We start from the raw sequence: 15,166 nt of genomic DNA, 5'->3' as shown, positions 1-15,166 counted from the left end.
TAAGTCCTCCTATTTCCCTGATAAGATTTCTTGCTCCATCATATTTATAATACTGAATATTTCGTCTTTTTTAGTTTTTAAGGCTGCCTTATTTACAATCATCCGAGCCGATATAGAGTGCATTTCCTCAAATACAATAAGTCCATTCTCTTGTAATGTTTTTCCTGTTTCAACAATATCTACAATCGCATCTGCCAATCCAAGAAGAGGAGCGATTTCTACAGAACCTTCTATTTTAATTATTTCTACATCCTCTCCCTTATCATGAAAATAAGTAGAAGTAATATGCGGGTATTTCGTAGCAATTCTTTTCTTCCGGTAACTCTTCGGATTATACGTAGGAATAGAAGCAACACAAAACTTACAAATCCCCACTCCTAAATCCAGCATTTCATAAATATCTTTCTCGTTTTCCATTAAAATATCTTTTCCAACGATCCCAATATCAGCTACCCCATGTTCTACATAAGTAGCAACATCAACCGCTTTTACTAAAATAAATGAAACATTTGTATTTTTACTTTGAAATACAAGCTTCCGACCTTTATTTTTGAGATCGGAACAATCAATTCCAATCTGCTCAAAAAGTGGAATGACATGTTTTTCTAACCTTCCTTTCGTTAACGCAATTTGAATGTTACGCATGAAGCCTCTCCTTCTTTCTGGACTACCCATTTCTCATTCCATACATATTCCACTAAATATTCATTCTTTGCCTCAACGACCGTTCCTATTTTATTTTTTCTTGCAAATTGAAAGGTATCGCTTAAATTAGAGAATAGAGATAACCAAGCATTTTTCCCATCCTTTCGAAGTAAATTTCGTAACCTTTCTGCTTCCGCTAATCTATTTAACTCATAATGAATCACAATATCAATTTGATTTCGTTCATATGGTTCTTGCTGCTCTTGCAGCGCCTTCACAATTTGATTTACTTGTACCGCGAGTCCAACAGCTGGCAGCATTTCTCCAAAATTCCCAATTAGCTCATCGTATCTTCCGCCACTAACGATTTCTTCTCCAATTTCATATATATATCCTTTGAAAATAACACCTGTATAGTAATCTAAGTGTTGAATCATGCCCAAATCAATTGATATGTAAGAACCATATCCTAACGTTTCAATTGTTTCATACATTTCTTTTACTCTTGCAATTGCCATTTTCATTTCATTACTTGAAGCAAGCTTTTCTGCCTCCTCAATAACTTCTAAATTTCCAAATAGCCTTGGTAATTTCTCAAGTAATCTTACTGTCTCATCGCATCGATCTAATTTCTTTTCTCCGATAAAATTTGAGAGGGCAGCATAATTTTTACTTTCTATATACGTTCTAAGTACCCTTTCTTCTTCATCATGGATGGAGAGCTTTTTTACAATACATTTATATAACTGTACTTGCCCAATCTCAATTGTAAAAGATTGCACCTTCAACTTTTGAAGTGCTTGAATGACACTTATTACACATTCAATTTCAGCTCTTACATTATCAATCCCGATAACTTCAATACCACTTTGTACGATTTCATTATATTTTCCAGAATGGGATTCATTCGCTCGAAATACATTCCCGCTATACGTCACTTTAAGTGGCGTATCCCATCTCTGTGTTCCAATCACTCTTGCTAAAGGAATTGTCATATCTGGACGTAAAACGATAATCCTTCCCTTCTCATCAAAAAATTTATACATCTTCTCTTCATCTATCGGTCTATTTTGAAATGCAAAAACATCATAAAATTCAATTGTAGGTGTTCTTATTTCCTCATAACCTCTCTCTAAAAAAGTAAGCCTTAATTTTTGCTCCACTTCTTCAATTAACGTACATTCTTCGAATAAATAATCTCTCGTTCCATTCGGGTTCGCCCGTTTCCATTTTGTCATCTAAATTTTCACACCTTTCCCCTTCTAATGTATGCCTATTTCATTCACCTAAGCCGAAAATAAAAAGAGCCTTGTAGACAAAATACCTACAAGGCTCTTCAGTAGAGTGTAGGTACAACGGGAATAACCCTTGTACCTACACGTTTTCACGCTAGGTTCAAGGGTTTCATGTATGATGATGTAGTTGTGTAAGCATTGTAATAGATTTTATTGTATTCATAATACTTACTCCCTTTCTCCTCTGATTTTCACATAGTATATAACAGTTAATTTTGAATGTAAATACATTTTTAATATTCCGTCACTTTTTTTAATGTAAAGCCACTTTTCTTTCATACTCTTTTATTTCTTGTTCATATTGCATTGTAATACTAATTTCATCTAAACCATTCAATAACTTCTCTTTCCACATTTTCTCGATTGTAAAATGGAATCTGTGCATATTCGTTATAATTATTTCATTTTCTAAATCAACTGTGATTTGTTCCCTCGCATCTGTTTTTGCAAGTTGTTCACGCATATCTTTGTCCATTACAATCGGTAACATGCCATTCTTCATACAATTCATATAAAAGATATCGGCAAATCCTCCAGCGATAATAACGCGGAAACCATAATCAGCAAGCGCCCATGGAGCATGTTCTCTAGAAGAGCCACATCCAAAATTATCACCTGTGATTAATATGCTGGCTCCTTTTCTTTCTTGCGCATTAAGCGGGAAATTAGGGTTTTCTTGGCGATTATTATCATATCGCCACTCATCAAATAAAAACTTCCCAAACCCAGTTCTTTCAATTCTCTTTAAATATTGCTTCGGAATAATTTGATCTGTATCAATGTTATCATTCATCAGTACTGCGGCAGTACCTTTATGAATACGAAATGGCTCCATCATAACTCTCCTTTCTAATATCAACAAAATGACCATGTAACGCAGCCGCTGCCGCCATTGCCGGGCTAACTAAATGCGTTCGTGCTCCCTTTCCTTGTCTTCCTTCAAAATTGCGATTTGACGTAGAGGCACAATGTTCTCCTTCAGGCACTTGATCTGGATTCATACCTAGACACATTGAGCATCCGGGCTCTCTCCATTCAAATCCAGCTTCTTCAAATATGCGATGTAATCCTTTATGCATCGCTGCTTCTCTTACCCTTTGAGATCCAGGTACAACAAGTGCTCGCACACCTTCTTTTACTTTTTTACCTTTCACGACAGATGCAGCAATTTCTAAATCAGAAAGCCTAGAATTTGTACAAGATCCAATGAAAACATGTTGAACTGGAATGTCATACGTACTTTGTCCGGGACTCAACCCCATATAAGAAAACGCTCTTTCGTCATTTGCATCATGCTTTTCTGGCAATTTCTCATCAATCCGAACACCCATACTAGGATTTGTTCCCCACGTAACGTACGGCGCTAAATCCGTAACATCTACTAGAATATGTAAATCATAAGCTGCATCTAAATCTGTATAAAGTTCTGACCATTTTTCCTTAATAGATTCATAGTCTTTCGGCGCATATTTACGCCCTTTTACGTAAGCAACCGTTTTTTCATCTGGTGCAATAATGCCAGCCTTTGCTCCCCCTTCAATTGCCATATTGCAAAGCGTCATCCTCTCTTCCATATCCATAGCATGAATGGTCTCTCCGTAAAATTCCATTACGTAACCTGTTCCAACTGCTACTCCGTACTTTGAAAGAAGGTGTAAAATAATATCTTTCGCATAAACACCTTGCGGTAACTTTCCTTTTAACTCAATGCCCATCGCTTTCGGCTTTCGTTGCCATAACGTTTGCGTTGCCAATACATGTTCCACTTCACTCGTACCAATACCAAACGCTAGTGCGCCAAAAGCACCGTGTGTTGCTGTATGACTATCACCACAAACAATCGTTTTTCCTGGCTGTGTGAGTCCAAGTTCTGGTCCTATAACATGAACGATCCCTTGCTCTTCATCTCCGATATCCGCTAATGGCACCTGAAATTGTTTACAGTTTTCCCGAAGTGTATCTAGTTGCTGCTTCGCAATGCGGTCGGTAATATTCCAAACATCTTTCGTTGGAATATTATGATCCATCGTTGCAAATGTTAAATCTGGTCTGCGGACTGTTCGATTTGTAAGCCGCAAGCCTTCAAAGGCTTGCGGTGACGTTACTTCATGAACAAGATGTAGATCGATATATAATAAATCCAATCCATTTTCATTTGTCGCAACTACATGTCTTTCCCAAAGCTTATCTAGTAACCTTTTCCCCATTATCTTCCTCTCCCTACTAACGCTTGCTCTTCCATTTCTTGAATAACTGCCTTTGTAAATGAAGTTGTCGTTTCAGTCCCCCCGATATCTGCTGTACATTTTCCAGATTTAAGGACTGCAGAAACTGCTTCTTCAATTGCACATCCTTCTCTCGTTAATCCGAACGATTGCCCAAGCATCATTGCAACAGAACGCATCATCGCAATTGGATTCGCCTTATTTTTCCCCGCAATATCCGGTGCTGATCCGTGAATAGGCTCGTATAATGAAGGCCCCTTTTCAGCGTGACTTGCTGATGGAAGCATTCCTAATGATCCAGCTAATACTGAAGCCTCATCACTTAAAATATCACCAAATAAATTTTCCGTTACAATAACGTCAAATCTTCCTGGATTCCGAATTAATTCCATAGCCGCTGCATCTACTAAAATGTGTTCTACTTCCACATTTGGGTAGCGAAGTGCTACTTCTTCTGTCACATTTCTCCATAGTTTACTAGACTCTAAAACATTCGCTTTATCAATAGATGTTACTTTTTTCTTCCGCTTATTTGCTAATTGAAAGGCATACGAAACGATACGTTCAATTTCATGTCGATGATACGTAAGTGTATCTGTCGCCACTTCTTCCGTTCGCTCTTTCGGATAAGAAAAATAAATTCCGCCTGTTAATTCACGAACGACAACGAAATCAATTTCATCAGCATTTTTTAATGGTGATAAATGTGCAGTTGCACTTTCTACCGTTACAGGGCGAACATTCGCAAATACACCGAGTCCTTTTCTTAATGCTAATAATCCTTTCTCAGGCCTTTCTTTCGCACTATCCCACCTTGGTCCACCTACTGCTCCAAGTAAAACCGCATCACTCGCTAAACAGGCGGCAAGTGTTCGCTGTGGTAATGGTTGCCCAGTTAAATCGATAGCAACACCACCAAAGTACTCATCTTGCAAATGAAAATGATGTCCATATAGCCTTTCTACCATATGCAATACTTCCTTCGCACTTTCCATAACTTCTGGACCAACACCATCACCAGCTAAACAAACGATACGTTTTTCCATTTTTAACACTCCTTTTAACTAAATTTTCAGAACCTTGATTTGATAGGTGAGGAAAGCTTCTCTCACCTATCAAATATTTATTTCACAAGCGCTATAAGAGATTTTAATTTCCCTGCTGCATGGACATAAGCTCTCGCCGACGCTTCCAATACGTCTTGCGCAACTCCGAAACCTGATATTTGGTGACTACCTTCTTTTAATTCAACATGAACGTGAGCAAGTGCATCTTGACCTTGTGTAATAGATTGTATGCGATAATCTGCCAATTCACATTCTAATCCTAAAATTCTTTGAATCGCATTGTATATCGCTTCAATACTACCAGAACCAGTGGCTGCATCTTCATATACATTTCCTTCCTCATCCTTCAGCACAACTGTTGCGCATTGTGTACTATTTGATACGAAATGCACTTGTAATTGCGTAATGTTATATTGCTGGGCTGCAAATGCTGCTTCACCAAGCATAATTGCGCGTAAATCTTCCTCAGTAATTTCCTTTTTACGATCCGCCAATTTTTTAAATGCTTCGAATGCCGCATCTCGCTCTTCATTTGTAAATTCATAACCAAGCTCTTTCATTTTTTCCGTAAACGCATGACGGCCAGAATGTTTCCCAAGTACAAAGAGATTTTGAGATTCTCCTATAAGCGCTGGTTCGATAATTTCATAAGTTGTTACTTCTTTTAGAACCCCATCTTGGTGGATGCCTGATTCATGAGCAAATGCATTCGCTCCAACGATTGCTTTATTTTTCGGTACAACCATACCCGTTAACCTGCTTACTAATGTACTCGTTGCCTTAATCTCTTTTAAAGTCATCGAAGGTTCTGCTTTATAAAAATCTTTTCTAATATGAAGAGCAACCGCAACTTCTTCTAACGCTGCATTCCCTGCTCTTTCTCCAATGCCATTAATCGTTCCTTCTACTTGCAATGCTCCGCCTTCAACCGCAGCTAACGAATTTGCTACTGCCATACCAAGATCGTCGTGACAATGACAAGAAAAAATCGCTTTTTCATATGATGGAACGGATTCTTGTAAGTATTTAAAAAGAGAATAATATTCTTCCGGATTCGTATATCCAACTGTATCCGGAATATTAATTACATTCGCTCCTGCGCGAATCGCAGTTTCTACTGCTTCAGCTAAAAATGCTCTCGATGTTCTTGTCGCATCTTCTGCAGAAAATTGTACTGTCGGAAATAATGATTTTCCAAGCGTAACCGAACGATGAATACTATTTAACACATCTTCTTTTGACATACAAAGTTTATATTTCATATGAATATCACTCGTGGCTAGAAATACGTGTAGACGAGGAGATACAGCACCTTTCACAGCTTCATATGCTCTTCGAATGTCACTTTCTTTCGCTCTAGCTAAACTCATAACCGTAGCATTTTGAATTGTATTCGCGATGCGTTTTACCGATTGGAAGTCACCTTCGGAAGCTGCCGCGAATCCAGCTTCCATTACATGAATACCAAGCCTCTCTAATTGCCTAGCAATTTGTAACTTCTCTTGTTCATTTAAATTTACTCCTGGTGATTGTTCGCCATCACGAAGCGTTGTATCCATGAACAAAATCTGCTTCATATTATTTAATCCCTACCTTTACTCGCGGCTGTACGAAAGGCATCATTTCACGTAATTTACGTCCTACTACTTCGATTTCATGTTCATTCTCTTTCTCATTTGTCGCGTGGAAATTTGGTCTTCCTGCTTTATGCTCTGCAATCCAGCCTCTTGCAAATGTACCATCTTGAATTTCTGCTAATACTGCCCCCATCGCTTTCTTCGTATCTTCAGTAACAACGCGTGGTCCTGATACGAAGTCTCCCCACTGCGCTGTATCTGAAACTGAATATCTCATATTTTCAAGTCCACCTTCATACATAAGGTCAACGATTAGCTTCAGTTCATGTAAACATTCAAAATATGCAAGTTCAGGCTGGTATCCCGCATCAACTAACGTTTCAAATCCTGCTTTTACAAGTGCAGTTACTCCGCCGCAGAGTACAGCTTGCTCTCCAAATAAATCTGTTTCTGTTTCTTCTTTAAACGTCGTTTCTAATACACCAGCTCTCGTTGCTCCAATTCCGTCAGCATAAGAAAGTGCTTTTTCAGTCGCAACTCCTGTTGCATCTTGATATACTGCAAATAATGCAGGAACAGCCCCTCCCTCGGCGAACGTACGGCGTACGAGATGCCCCGGTCCTTTTGGCGCTACTAGAAATACATCTACATTAGCTGGTGGTTTTACTTGATCAAAGTGAACATTAAATCCATGTGCGAACACGAGAGAGTTTCCAGCCTGTAAATTTGGTGCAATTTCAGCTTCATATACTTCTGGTTGTAATTCATCAGGTAATAGAATCATTACTACATCAGCTTTTTCCGCTGCTTCTGCTACTGTATATACAGAAAACCCATCTTCATTCGCTTTATCCCAAGACTTACCTTTTCTTAAACCTACTACTACATCAAATCCGTTATCACGTAAATTTTGCGCATGCGCATGACCTTGCGAGCCATATCCGATGATTGCTACTTTCTTTTCCTTTAATACATTTACTGTTACATCTTTCTCATAATAAACTTTTGCCATTTTCATTTCCCCCTATATTTAAATGATTATTGAATTAACATAACTTGCTTATCTTGTTTTTTCATACTACGTGTAAATGCTGTTACACCTGTTCTAGCAATTTCTTTTAAACCGTATGGACGAAGTAATTCAATTAACGCTTCTACTTTATCTTGCGTACCTGTTACTTGCACAACTATGGAATCCTTCCCAACATCTATTACAGCGGCTCGAAATGGTTCAATTAAACTATATAATTCTGCCCTCGCTACAGAAGTTGCTACTTTAATAAGAGCAAGCTCTCTAGCAATCATTGCTTCTTCTGTAATATCTGATACTTTCAGAACATCGATTTGCTTATGAAGTTGTTTAATTAACTGCTCAACTTGCTGTTCACTTTCAACGTGTACAACAATCGTCATTCGCGATATATCTGATGATTCTGTATGACCTACTGAAATACTTTCAATATTAAAATGTCTTCGTGTCATAACCCCTGTAATTCTGTTTAACACACCACTTTGATTTCGAACTGTCGCTGTAACAATTCTCTTCACCCTTTTTCCACTCCCTCCATTTGGTGAACACCTTTTCCTGGTGCAACCATCGGCATAACCTTCTCTGATTGAAGTACACGACAATCGATTACGACTGGCTCTTGTAATTCGATCGCATGCTGGATTTGCTTCTTTGCAAGAAGTGGATCGTCAATACGAACACCTTTTATACCATACGCATTCGCAAGAGCGACGAAATCTGGTTGGCATGGCAATAAAGAATGTGAATATCTTTGATTGTAAAATTCATCTTGCCATTGTCTTACCATTCCTAAAGCTTCATTATTTAAAATAAATACTTTAACGGGTAAAGCGTGTTCTTTTAATACACTTAATTCTTGCAGAGTCATTTGAAACCCAGCATCACCAACAATTGCAATAACTAATTCTTCAGGCTTTGCAATTTGCGCACCGATTGCTGCTGGAAATCCGAACCCCATCGTTCCTAATCCGCCAGAAGTTACCCATTTATCTGGATTTTTCAACGGATAGTATTGTGCTGTCCACATTTGATGTTGCCCAACGTCTGTTGTTACAATCGCTTCTCCTTTCGTGATTTCATATAGCATATCAATCGCGTATTGAGGTTTAATACTTTCAGAATTTCGTTTATAAGAGAATGGGTACTTTTCTTTTCTACTCTTTAATAAAGAGAGCCATTCATGATGATTTTCTTTCTTTCCTTCTGATTGAAGCAATACTTCTAACGCCCGCTTAGCACTTGCAACAATAGGAATCTCTGTTGGCACATTTTTCCCGATTTCTGCTGGATCAATATCGATATGTGCAACAGTCGCCCCTTTAGCAAAAAAAGCTAAATTCCCAGTAAGACGATCGTCAAATCTCGCACCTATATTAATGAGTAAGTCGCATTCATATAACGCCATATTGGCTGTGTAAGAACCGTGCATTCCCCCCATCCCTAGAAATAGCCCATCATCTGGCGGAAAACCACCAAGTCCAAGTAACGTATGCACAACAGGGATTTCATATTTACGGGCAAAACTTGTCAATTCTTTCGAAGCTTTCGCATGCAGTATACCTGCTCCAGCTAAAATTAACGGTTTTTTTGCGGTTTCAATTGCTTGTAGTAATTTGTTTATTTGAAGTAGATTCGGTTCATAATTAGGGTTATATCCTGGTAAATCCATTTGTACATTGCTACATCGCTCACCTTTCTCGACTACCATATCTTTCGGAAGGTCAATAACGACTGGTCCTGGTCTTCCTGTTTTAGCAATATGAAATGCTTCTTTAATAATTCGAGGTAAATCTGAGGCCTTTCGCACTTGATAGTTATGTTTTGTCACTGGCATCGTAAGTCCCATAATATCCGCCTCTTGAAAAGCATCGCTCCCAATTAACGTTGTTGCTACTTGGCCTGTAAATACAACAAGTGGCAATGAATCAATCATCGCATCCGCTAGACCCGTAATTACATTTGTAGCACCTGGTCCACTCGTTGCAATTACAACCCCTGGGTTCCCTGTAATTCTGGCATACCCTTCAGCAGCGTGAATTGCCCCTTGCTCATGCCTTGTTAAAATATGCGGAATTTCACAATCATACAGTGCATCATAGAGAGGTAAAACGGCACCACCCGGATAACCGAAAATCACTTTTACGCCTTCCTTTTCTAGCGCTTCTAACAATAGCTGTGCACCAGTTGCCAGTTTCTCTTCCGTTTTTGAAGACATTGTTCTTATAAGCCCCCTTTTTCAAACTTTTATACAATAAAAAAATCCTACGTCCACACTCCAGCTATGTGCTGAAGGGACGAAAGATTTCGCGGTACCACCCTTCTTTGCAAGAATACTCTTGCCTCAGTGATCCATAAATGGATCTAGCTAATAACGGAGCTACCGTCTAAGCCTAGACAAATGCTTTAGCTTAGCACTCAAGGGCGATGTTCGTCGACGTGAACCATCGGTTTTCAGCAACCACCGACTCTCTGTGAGGCTTCACAATCAACTACTCCTCCCTATCAACGCTTTCTTATGTTAAAAAAGTTGTTATCCAACTTTATTTTCTTCGTAAATTTTCTCTCCATCTTCTACAACTAACTTACGAAACTCTTCTAATAAACGGTTCGTATGTGGACCTGTTTGCCCTAAGCCAATCGTTCTACCATCTACTGTCGTAACAGCAATAACTTCAGCAGCTGTTCCTGTTAAAAACACTTCATCAGCTACATATACATCATGTCTTGTAAATAACTCTTCTCTTACGTCATATCCAAGTTTTTCGCCGATTTCTAAAATGGCGTTTCGTGTAATACCTTCTAACGCTCCAGCAGAACTTGGTGGTGTAATTAATTTATTTCCTTTAACAATAAACACGTTATCTCCTGAGCCTTCAGCTACATATCCTTGATCATTTAACATAAGTGCTTCTTGTACTCCAGCTAATTTCGCTTCAATACGAACTAAAATATTGTTTAAGTAATTTAAAGATTTTACTTGAGGGGATAAAACATCGGGACGATTTCGGCGCGTTGCAACTGTTACAACTGGAATCCCTTTCTCATAATATTCTTGTGGGAATAAAGATAATTGTTCTGCAATTACTACTACATTCGGCTTCTTACATGAATCGGGATCCAATCCAAGATTTCCTGCTCCTCTTGATACAACAAGGCGAATGTATCCATTAGATAATTTATTTTGTCGAATCGTCTCAACAACAATATTTGTTACTTCATCTAATGAATATGGAATTTCTAAAAGGATTGATTTTGCTGATTCATACAACCGGACAAGATGCTCTCTCAAACGGAAAACATTACCGCTATAAACTCTAATTCCTTCAAACACTCCATCGCCATATAAATAGCCATGATCATATACTGAAACTTTTGCCTCATCTTTTGGAACAAATTCTCCATTTAAGAAAATCCATTGCTCATTCACTAGAAGCGCCTCCTATGTTCTATGAATTTTTTATTGTTTCCTAGTTTACTCTCCTTTCTAAATAAATCAAGTGAATTTTTAGAAAATTTATAATTTTTAATCGTACGTACTTCTTTACTTATATTGATTTAACAACATTGTTAACGTTTACAAAAAGTCAAAAAATTTTTTTCGCCAATTTCCACTAAAAAAAATATTTGTTTAAAAGAAGGATTTTCATCAATTGATACGAATCTATTGTATTCAATAAACGGACGTCCGATTTTATAAATCCGGGAATATATAACGACTTTTGCTGAAAAAGGGGGGAAATAACAAAAATAGCGCTGTCTAAAAATAACATTCATATTTTTCATTTCGTAATCATAATCCTATTTTTAAAAAACAATTTGTCAAAATGAAGGAGGAAATAAATATGGCGTGTGTACAAATTAAAGGAACGAGACAAGAGGTAGTAGAAATGCTGCGATTATTTGATCTAATGGATACGAAAGGTTTTTGTAAATTCGATAATTACGTAGAGGTAGAACCAAATACGCAAGAACATAATCATTTTATTGCTTCAATCGACATCCATTCAAATACTTCTTCTGCCCAAGATACATTAAACGATCAATTCGTTAGTCAAATGCTTACTGGCGTATATAACGACTAAACAAAGATTTACTTCCTACCGTCTTTTCATAAATGCAGTGAACTTGAGCATACTAGCAATTAGATGGTAGGAGGTGAGAATTATGGCTAGAATTGGCGTTGAAAACTCATTAACAGACGTTCAACAAGCTCTTCAGCAACAAGGTCATGAAGTTGTTACACTTAACTCAGAACAGGATGCACAAGGGTGTGATTGTTGCGTTGTAACTGGGCAAGATTCTAATGTGATGGGCATTGCAGATGCATCAATTAAAGGATCAGTCATTACAGCTCACGGTTTAACAACGGATGAAATTTGTCAACAAGTTGAAAGTCGCACTTAAAAAATGAAAGAGGACTCCTTTTAAAAGGAGTCCTCTTTTTTATATTCACCTAACGGGAAAGTAACATATACTGGATGAAAGCCCTACCTCTCTCTCATCATTACGGTTCCACTGACCGCTCCTTGATTCACTAGTATACATATATAGCTTACAAATACAATTTATAGGGTTTGTTCACAAAAGTTGTTGATAAAATTACCCGATCTTTCGCAAACTTTTCGTATTGCATTCATAAGAGATATTTACTTTACACTAGCTGTAACCGAGACACGAATTAAAATTCTAACACCAATACAATAGCTTGTCAATATTTTTCCGCAAATTAAAAACAGACATTAACGGTTTGTCTGTTTTAGAATGGAGCTTTTTCTTTTATTACATATACAACAAAGCCGCTTACTAACATAAATAAGCCAACTACTAAGTTTTTGATATTAATCATAAATTCCTCTCCCTTATTCCACACATCATATATATTTACATTTCAATTATTCCGATCATCCTAAAGCGCACTTTTTCTAATATATCATAATTCCTAAAAAATGCAAGTTCACTTTTGACGACCATTCACAAATTTATCTACAGTGCTTGGTACAGTACTTAAAGCCTTTTCAATTAAATGTGTACTGCTGTTGAGATGTAATACTTGCACCCCATTAGAACCAACTACTAAAAAAGCTACTGGACTAATAGAAACCCCAGCCCCGCTTCCTCCTCCAAATGGATGCCCTTGCTTGTTCTCTTTATGCTGATTTTGCCCACCGTTATGTTTTTCAGTAATGAACCCCCCTTTAAAATCACTTCCACCAGCTCCAAAACCAAAAGCCACTTGAGATACTGTTAATACAACATTTCCGTCAGCTGTTGAAACCGGGCTCCCAACAATTGTATTTACATCTACCATCTCTTTTAAATTTGTCATTGCCGTTTTCATTAAATTTTCAATTGGATGTTCCATTATGTATTGCACCCTTTCCTCATTATTCCTTTTTATACTTTCCAAAATAGAGGAAGTCATACTAACTTTTCCTATTTCAAGAAAACATTTTCCTCCTTTTAATAGATATTACTGCCCGTTAATGCGGGATAAAAAAGAAAAAGAGATACATACTACTATTGAACCTTGTTATGAAAGGAGCCATGACTTTGACTGAGAAATTTGATGATTATAAAAGAAGAGATAGAATAGATAGTGATTATAGTGACTATAAAGAAGAGTATGCCGCTGAGGTTGCACCACAACGCATTGATTATGATTACGATGATAAAGACGATAAAGATGTTGTAAAATCGTCCGCTGCTGGATCAACTGCTGGTTTTATCGCTCTTGCGCTATCTATCTTATCGCTATTTACATTCCCAACACTATTTGGTCTTGTTTCTGTTTTACTCGGTATTTACGCTTATAATCGCGGAGCTACTGTAACTGGCGGTATCGCTGCAGTTGTCGGTGGGATTGCTGCACTTATCGCAATTTTATTCCGAGTAGCACTTATTGGTTTATTGTTCTCCCTTTTCTAAAAAAGAAAAAGGTATCTCGCTTAACGCGGGATACCTTATCCTGTAAACACATCTTCCGATGGATATTTTATTTTTTGTTTTGCTGGTCGCGCTAAAGAGAACACAAGTGTTAATGGTCCAATTAATCCGCAGAACATAACAAACATAATAATACATTTTCCGAATGCCGATAGCTTTGCAGTAATTCCCATCGTTAATCCGACTGTACCAAACGCTGATATTGTCTCAAATAATAATTGAATAAAGCTGAAGTTTTCTGTAAGCATTAATATAAATACCGCTGCAAAAATAAGTATTTGACTGGCAACAGCAATCGCTAAGGCCCTCGTTACTGTCGACATTTTAATTGTACGCTGAAATAAAACAATTTCCTCCTTTTTTCTAAAGAAAGAAAGGACAGATGTAATTAAGATAACAAACGTTGTTAATTTAATTCCTCCACCTGTTGATACACTTCCTGCACCAATAAACATTAAAATCATCGTAAATAATATAGATGATTCTTCCATACCTCCATAGTCAACCGTATTAAATCCAGCTGTCCGCGGGGTAATACCTTGAAAGAAGGAAGCCCATAGTTTTTCATTTAAAGATAAATTCCCTAACGTCTTCACATTATTATATTCCAATACAAAAATTACAATCATTGCTATAACATTTAGCACTACTGTTCCAATAATCATTATTTTTGAGTGAAGTGATAATTTTCGAAAACTGCGACTATACCATATATCAATTAATACGGTAAAACCGAGTCCACCTATTACAATTAAAGAGCAAATCCCAATATTAATAATGGGATCTCCTACATATCTTGTTAAATTATCTGGCCATAAAGCAAAGCCTGCATTATTATAAGATGCAATTACATGAAAAATACTATAGTATAAACCTTTTCCAAAACCAAACTCTGGAATAAAGCGAAACGATAAAAAGATGACCCCAATAAGCTCAATACAAATCGAAAATATAAAGACACGCTTTACTAATTTTACAAGACCACCTATATTTGTTTGATTAAACGCTTCTCCAATTAATAAACGATGGCGTAATCCGATTTTTTTGCCTAATACCCAAACAATTAAAATGGCAATTGTCATAAGACCTAGACCACCTGTTTGAATTAAAAACATAATAACAATTTCGCCAAACATCGTAAATGTACTTGCTGTATCCACTACTCCCAAACCAGTTACGGTCGCTGCTGACGTTGCTGTAAAGAAAGCATCTACCCAACTAATATGTGCTTTCGTTGCGAATGGTAACTTTAATAACAAACCGCCAACCACAATTAAGCAGAAAAAACCTAACGCTAATATTTGTGGTGGGTTTAATCGTATAAGACGATTATACAGCCCTTGTTTTTTTGTTACTTCCATATCACTAACTCCCTTATTAAAGT

The 15,166-nt window shown here is 37.3% G+C and carries 17 protein-coding genes and 1 other annotated feature; of the genes, 3 read left to right on the top strand and 14 right to left on the bottom strand.

The genetic code is table 11. From position 1 onward, the window contains the following. Positions 1-9 precede the first annotated feature (9 nt). The 11 genes from hisG to MRP26_RS30905 form a co-directional block, all read right to left on the bottom strand. A complete protein-coding gene (gene hisG, locus MRP26_RS11630) occupies positions 10-645 on the bottom strand; it encodes an ATP phosphoribosyltransferase (protein WP_029441809.1) in 636 nt (211 codons plus the stop codon). Beyond that, positions 621-1,883: an ATP phosphoribosyltransferase regulatory subunit gene (locus MRP26_RS11625; protein WP_000170292.1), complete on the bottom strand. Its 1,263-nt coding sequence runs from the start codon at positions 1,881-1,883 to the stop codon at positions 621-623. Before MRP26_RS11625 ends, hisG begins: the two co-directional genes overlap by 25 nt. Before the next feature lie 310 nt (positions 1,884-2,193). After that, complete coding sequence (leuD, locus tag MRP26_RS11620) at positions 2,194-2,775, bottom strand: 3-isopropylmalate dehydratase small subunit (RefSeq protein ID WP_000433187.1); 582 nt, start codon at positions 2,773-2,775, stop codon at positions 2,194-2,196. Beyond that, complete coding sequence (leuC, locus tag MRP26_RS11615) at positions 2,753-4,147, bottom strand: 3-isopropylmalate dehydratase large subunit (RefSeq protein ID WP_064531914.1); 1,395 nt, start codon at positions 4,145-4,147, stop codon at positions 2,753-2,755. Before leuC ends, leuD begins: the two co-directional genes overlap by 23 nt. After that, entirely contained in the window at positions 4,147-5,211 is a 1,065-nt protein-coding gene (leuB, locus tag MRP26_RS11610; RefSeq protein ID WP_053564917.1) for a 3-isopropylmalate dehydrogenase, read from the bottom strand. The genes leuC and leuB overlap by 1 nt, the downstream gene beginning before the upstream one ends. 77 nt (positions 5,212-5,288) lie before the next feature. Further along, positions 5,289-6,809 (bottom strand): 2-isopropylmalate synthase, encoded by a 1,521-nt coding sequence (gene leuA / locus MRP26_RS11605; RefSeq protein WP_000809593.1) that lies wholly within the window; start codon positions 6,807-6,809, stop codon positions 5,289-5,291. Position 6,810: 1 nt separating this feature from the next. After that, positions 6,811-7,821 (bottom strand): ketol-acid reductoisomerase, encoded by a 1,011-nt coding sequence (ilvC, locus tag MRP26_RS11600; RefSeq protein ID WP_001151740.1) that lies wholly within the window; start codon positions 7,819-7,821, stop codon positions 6,811-6,813. 26 nt (positions 7,822-7,847) lie between these two features. After that, complete coding sequence (ilvN, locus tag MRP26_RS11595) at positions 7,848-8,357, bottom strand: acetolactate synthase small subunit (RefSeq protein ID WP_000822952.1); 510 nt, start codon at positions 8,355-8,357, stop codon at positions 7,848-7,850. Then, a complete protein-coding gene (gene ilvB, locus MRP26_RS11590) occupies positions 8,354-10,054 on the bottom strand; it encodes an acetolactate synthase large subunit (protein WP_197235781.1) in 1,701 nt (566 codons plus the stop codon). Before ilvB ends, ilvN begins: the two co-directional genes overlap by 4 nt. Before the next feature lie 72 nt (positions 10,055-10,126). Beyond that, positions 10,127-10,354, bottom strand: a binding site (T-box leader). A 15-nt stretch (positions 10,355-10,369) separates the two neighbouring features. Further along, on the bottom strand, positions 10,370-11,266 hold the full coding sequence (ilvE, locus tag MRP26_RS11585) for a branched-chain-amino-acid transaminase (protein ID WP_001005486.1): 897 nt from the start codon (positions 11,264-11,266) through the stop codon (positions 10,370-10,372). 140 nt (positions 11,267-11,406) lie between these two features. Continuing rightward, positions 11,407-11,622 carry a hypothetical protein gene (locus MRP26_RS30905; protein WP_340784436.1) on the bottom strand — a complete coding sequence of 72 codons (216 nt, stop codon included), beginning with the start codon at positions 11,620-11,622 and terminating at the stop codon, positions 11,407-11,409. 59 nt (positions 11,623-11,681) lie between these two features. Here MRP26_RS30905 and MRP26_RS11580 point away from each other — a divergent pair, with 59 nt between their 5' ends. Both MRP26_RS11580 and MRP26_RS11575 read left to right on the top strand, forming a co-directional pair. Further along, positions 11,682-11,921, top strand: a complete 240-nt coding sequence (locus MRP26_RS11580) for a DUF3911 family protein (protein ID WP_242806164.1) — start codon at positions 11,682-11,684, stop codon at positions 11,919-11,921. Between the two features lie 82 nt (positions 11,922-12,003). After that, positions 12,004-12,243, top strand: a complete 240-nt coding sequence (locus MRP26_RS11575) for a YkuS family protein (RefSeq protein ID WP_000101021.1) — start codon at positions 12,004-12,006, stop codon at positions 12,241-12,243. Between the two features lie 352 nt (positions 12,244-12,595). On the opposite strand, the gene MRP26_RS11570 is transcribed toward MRP26_RS11575, so the two are convergent. Together MRP26_RS11570 and ytfJ are read right to left on the bottom strand one after the other, a co-directional pair. After that, positions 12,596-12,685, bottom strand: a complete 90-nt coding sequence (locus MRP26_RS11570) for a hypothetical protein (RefSeq protein ID WP_000608227.1) — start codon at positions 12,683-12,685, stop codon at positions 12,596-12,598. 108 nt (positions 12,686-12,793) lie between these two features. Beyond that, positions 12,794-13,261 (bottom strand): GerW family sporulation protein, encoded by a 468-nt coding sequence (ytfJ, locus tag MRP26_RS11565; protein ID WP_069355290.1) that lies wholly within the window; start codon positions 13,259-13,261, stop codon positions 12,794-12,796. A 128-nt stretch (positions 13,262-13,389) separates the two neighbouring features. On the opposite strand from ytfJ, the gene MRP26_RS11560 reads away from it, so the two are divergent. After that, entirely contained in the window at positions 13,390-13,764 is a 375-nt protein-coding gene (locus MRP26_RS11560) for a hypothetical protein (RefSeq protein ID WP_000136546.1), read from the top strand. A gap of 35 nt (positions 13,765-13,799) precedes the next feature. Here the strand turns inward: MRP26_RS11560 and MRP26_RS11555 are convergent, their stop codons facing one another. Next, positions 13,800-15,143, bottom strand: a complete 1,344-nt coding sequence (locus MRP26_RS11555; RefSeq protein WP_000454115.1) for a TrkH family potassium uptake protein — start codon at positions 15,141-15,143, stop codon at positions 13,800-13,802. Between the last annotated feature and the right edge of the window lie 23 nt (positions 15,144-15,166).

The organism is Bacillus sp. CCB-MMP212 (assembly GCF_022748145.1).
Taxonomy (GTDB): Bacteria; Bacillota; Bacilli; order Bacillales; family Bacillaceae_G; genus Bacillus_A; species Bacillus_A cereus.
This window is presented reverse-complemented; position numbering and strand designations above follow the sequence as displayed.

Bases quoted from the DNA above. Each gene is read 5' to 3' on its own strand.
- hisG (WP_029441809.1), bottom strand. From the start codon at position 645: ATGCGTAACATTCAAATTGCGTTAACGAAAGGAAGGTTAGAAAAACAT.
- MRP26_RS11625 (WP_000170292.1), bottom strand. From the start codon at position 1,883: ATGACAAAATGGAAACGGGCGAACCCGAATGGAACGAGAGATTATTTA.
- leuD (WP_000433187.1), bottom strand. From the start codon at position 2,775: ATGGAGCCATTTCGTATTCATAAAGGTACTGCCGCAGTACTGATGAAT.
- leuC (WP_064531914.1), bottom strand. From the start codon at position 4,147: ATGGGGAAAAGGTTACTAGATAAGCTTTGGGAAAGACATGTAGTTGCG.
- leuB (WP_053564917.1), bottom strand. From the start codon at position 5,211: ATGGAAAAACGTATCGTTTGTTTAGCTGGTGATGGTGTTGGTCCAGAA.
- leuA (WP_000809593.1), bottom strand. From the start codon at position 6,809: ATGAAGCAGATTTTGTTCATGGATACAACGCTTCGTGATGGCGAACAA.
- ilvC (WP_001151740.1), bottom strand. From the start codon at position 7,821: ATGGCAAAAGTTTATTATGAGAAAGATGTAACAGTAAATGTATTAAAG.
- ilvB (WP_197235781.1), bottom strand. From the start codon at position 10,054: ATGTCTTCAAAAACGGAAGAGAAACTGGCAACTGGTGCACAGCTATTG.
- MRP26_RS30905 (WP_340784436.1), bottom strand. From the start codon at position 11,622: ATGAAAAATATGAATGTTATTTTTAGACAGCGCTATTTTTGTTATTTC.
- MRP26_RS11580 (WP_242806164.1), top strand. From the start codon at position 11,682: ATGGCGTGTGTACAAATTAAAGGAACGAGACAAGAGGTAGTAGAAATG.
- MRP26_RS11575 (WP_000101021.1), top strand. From the start codon at position 12,004: ATGGCTAGAATTGGCGTTGAAAACTCATTAACAGACGTTCAACAAGCT.
- MRP26_RS11570 (WP_000608227.1), bottom strand. From the start codon at position 12,685: ATGATTAATATCAAAAACTTAGTAGTTGGCTTATTTATGTTAGTAAGC.
- ytfJ (WP_069355290.1), bottom strand. From the start codon at position 13,261: ATGACTTCCTCTATTTTGGAAAGTATAAAAAGGAATAATGAGGAAAGG.
- MRP26_RS11555 (WP_000454115.1), bottom strand. From the start codon at position 15,143: ATGGAAGTAACAAAAAAACAAGGGCTGTATAATCGTCTTATACGATTA.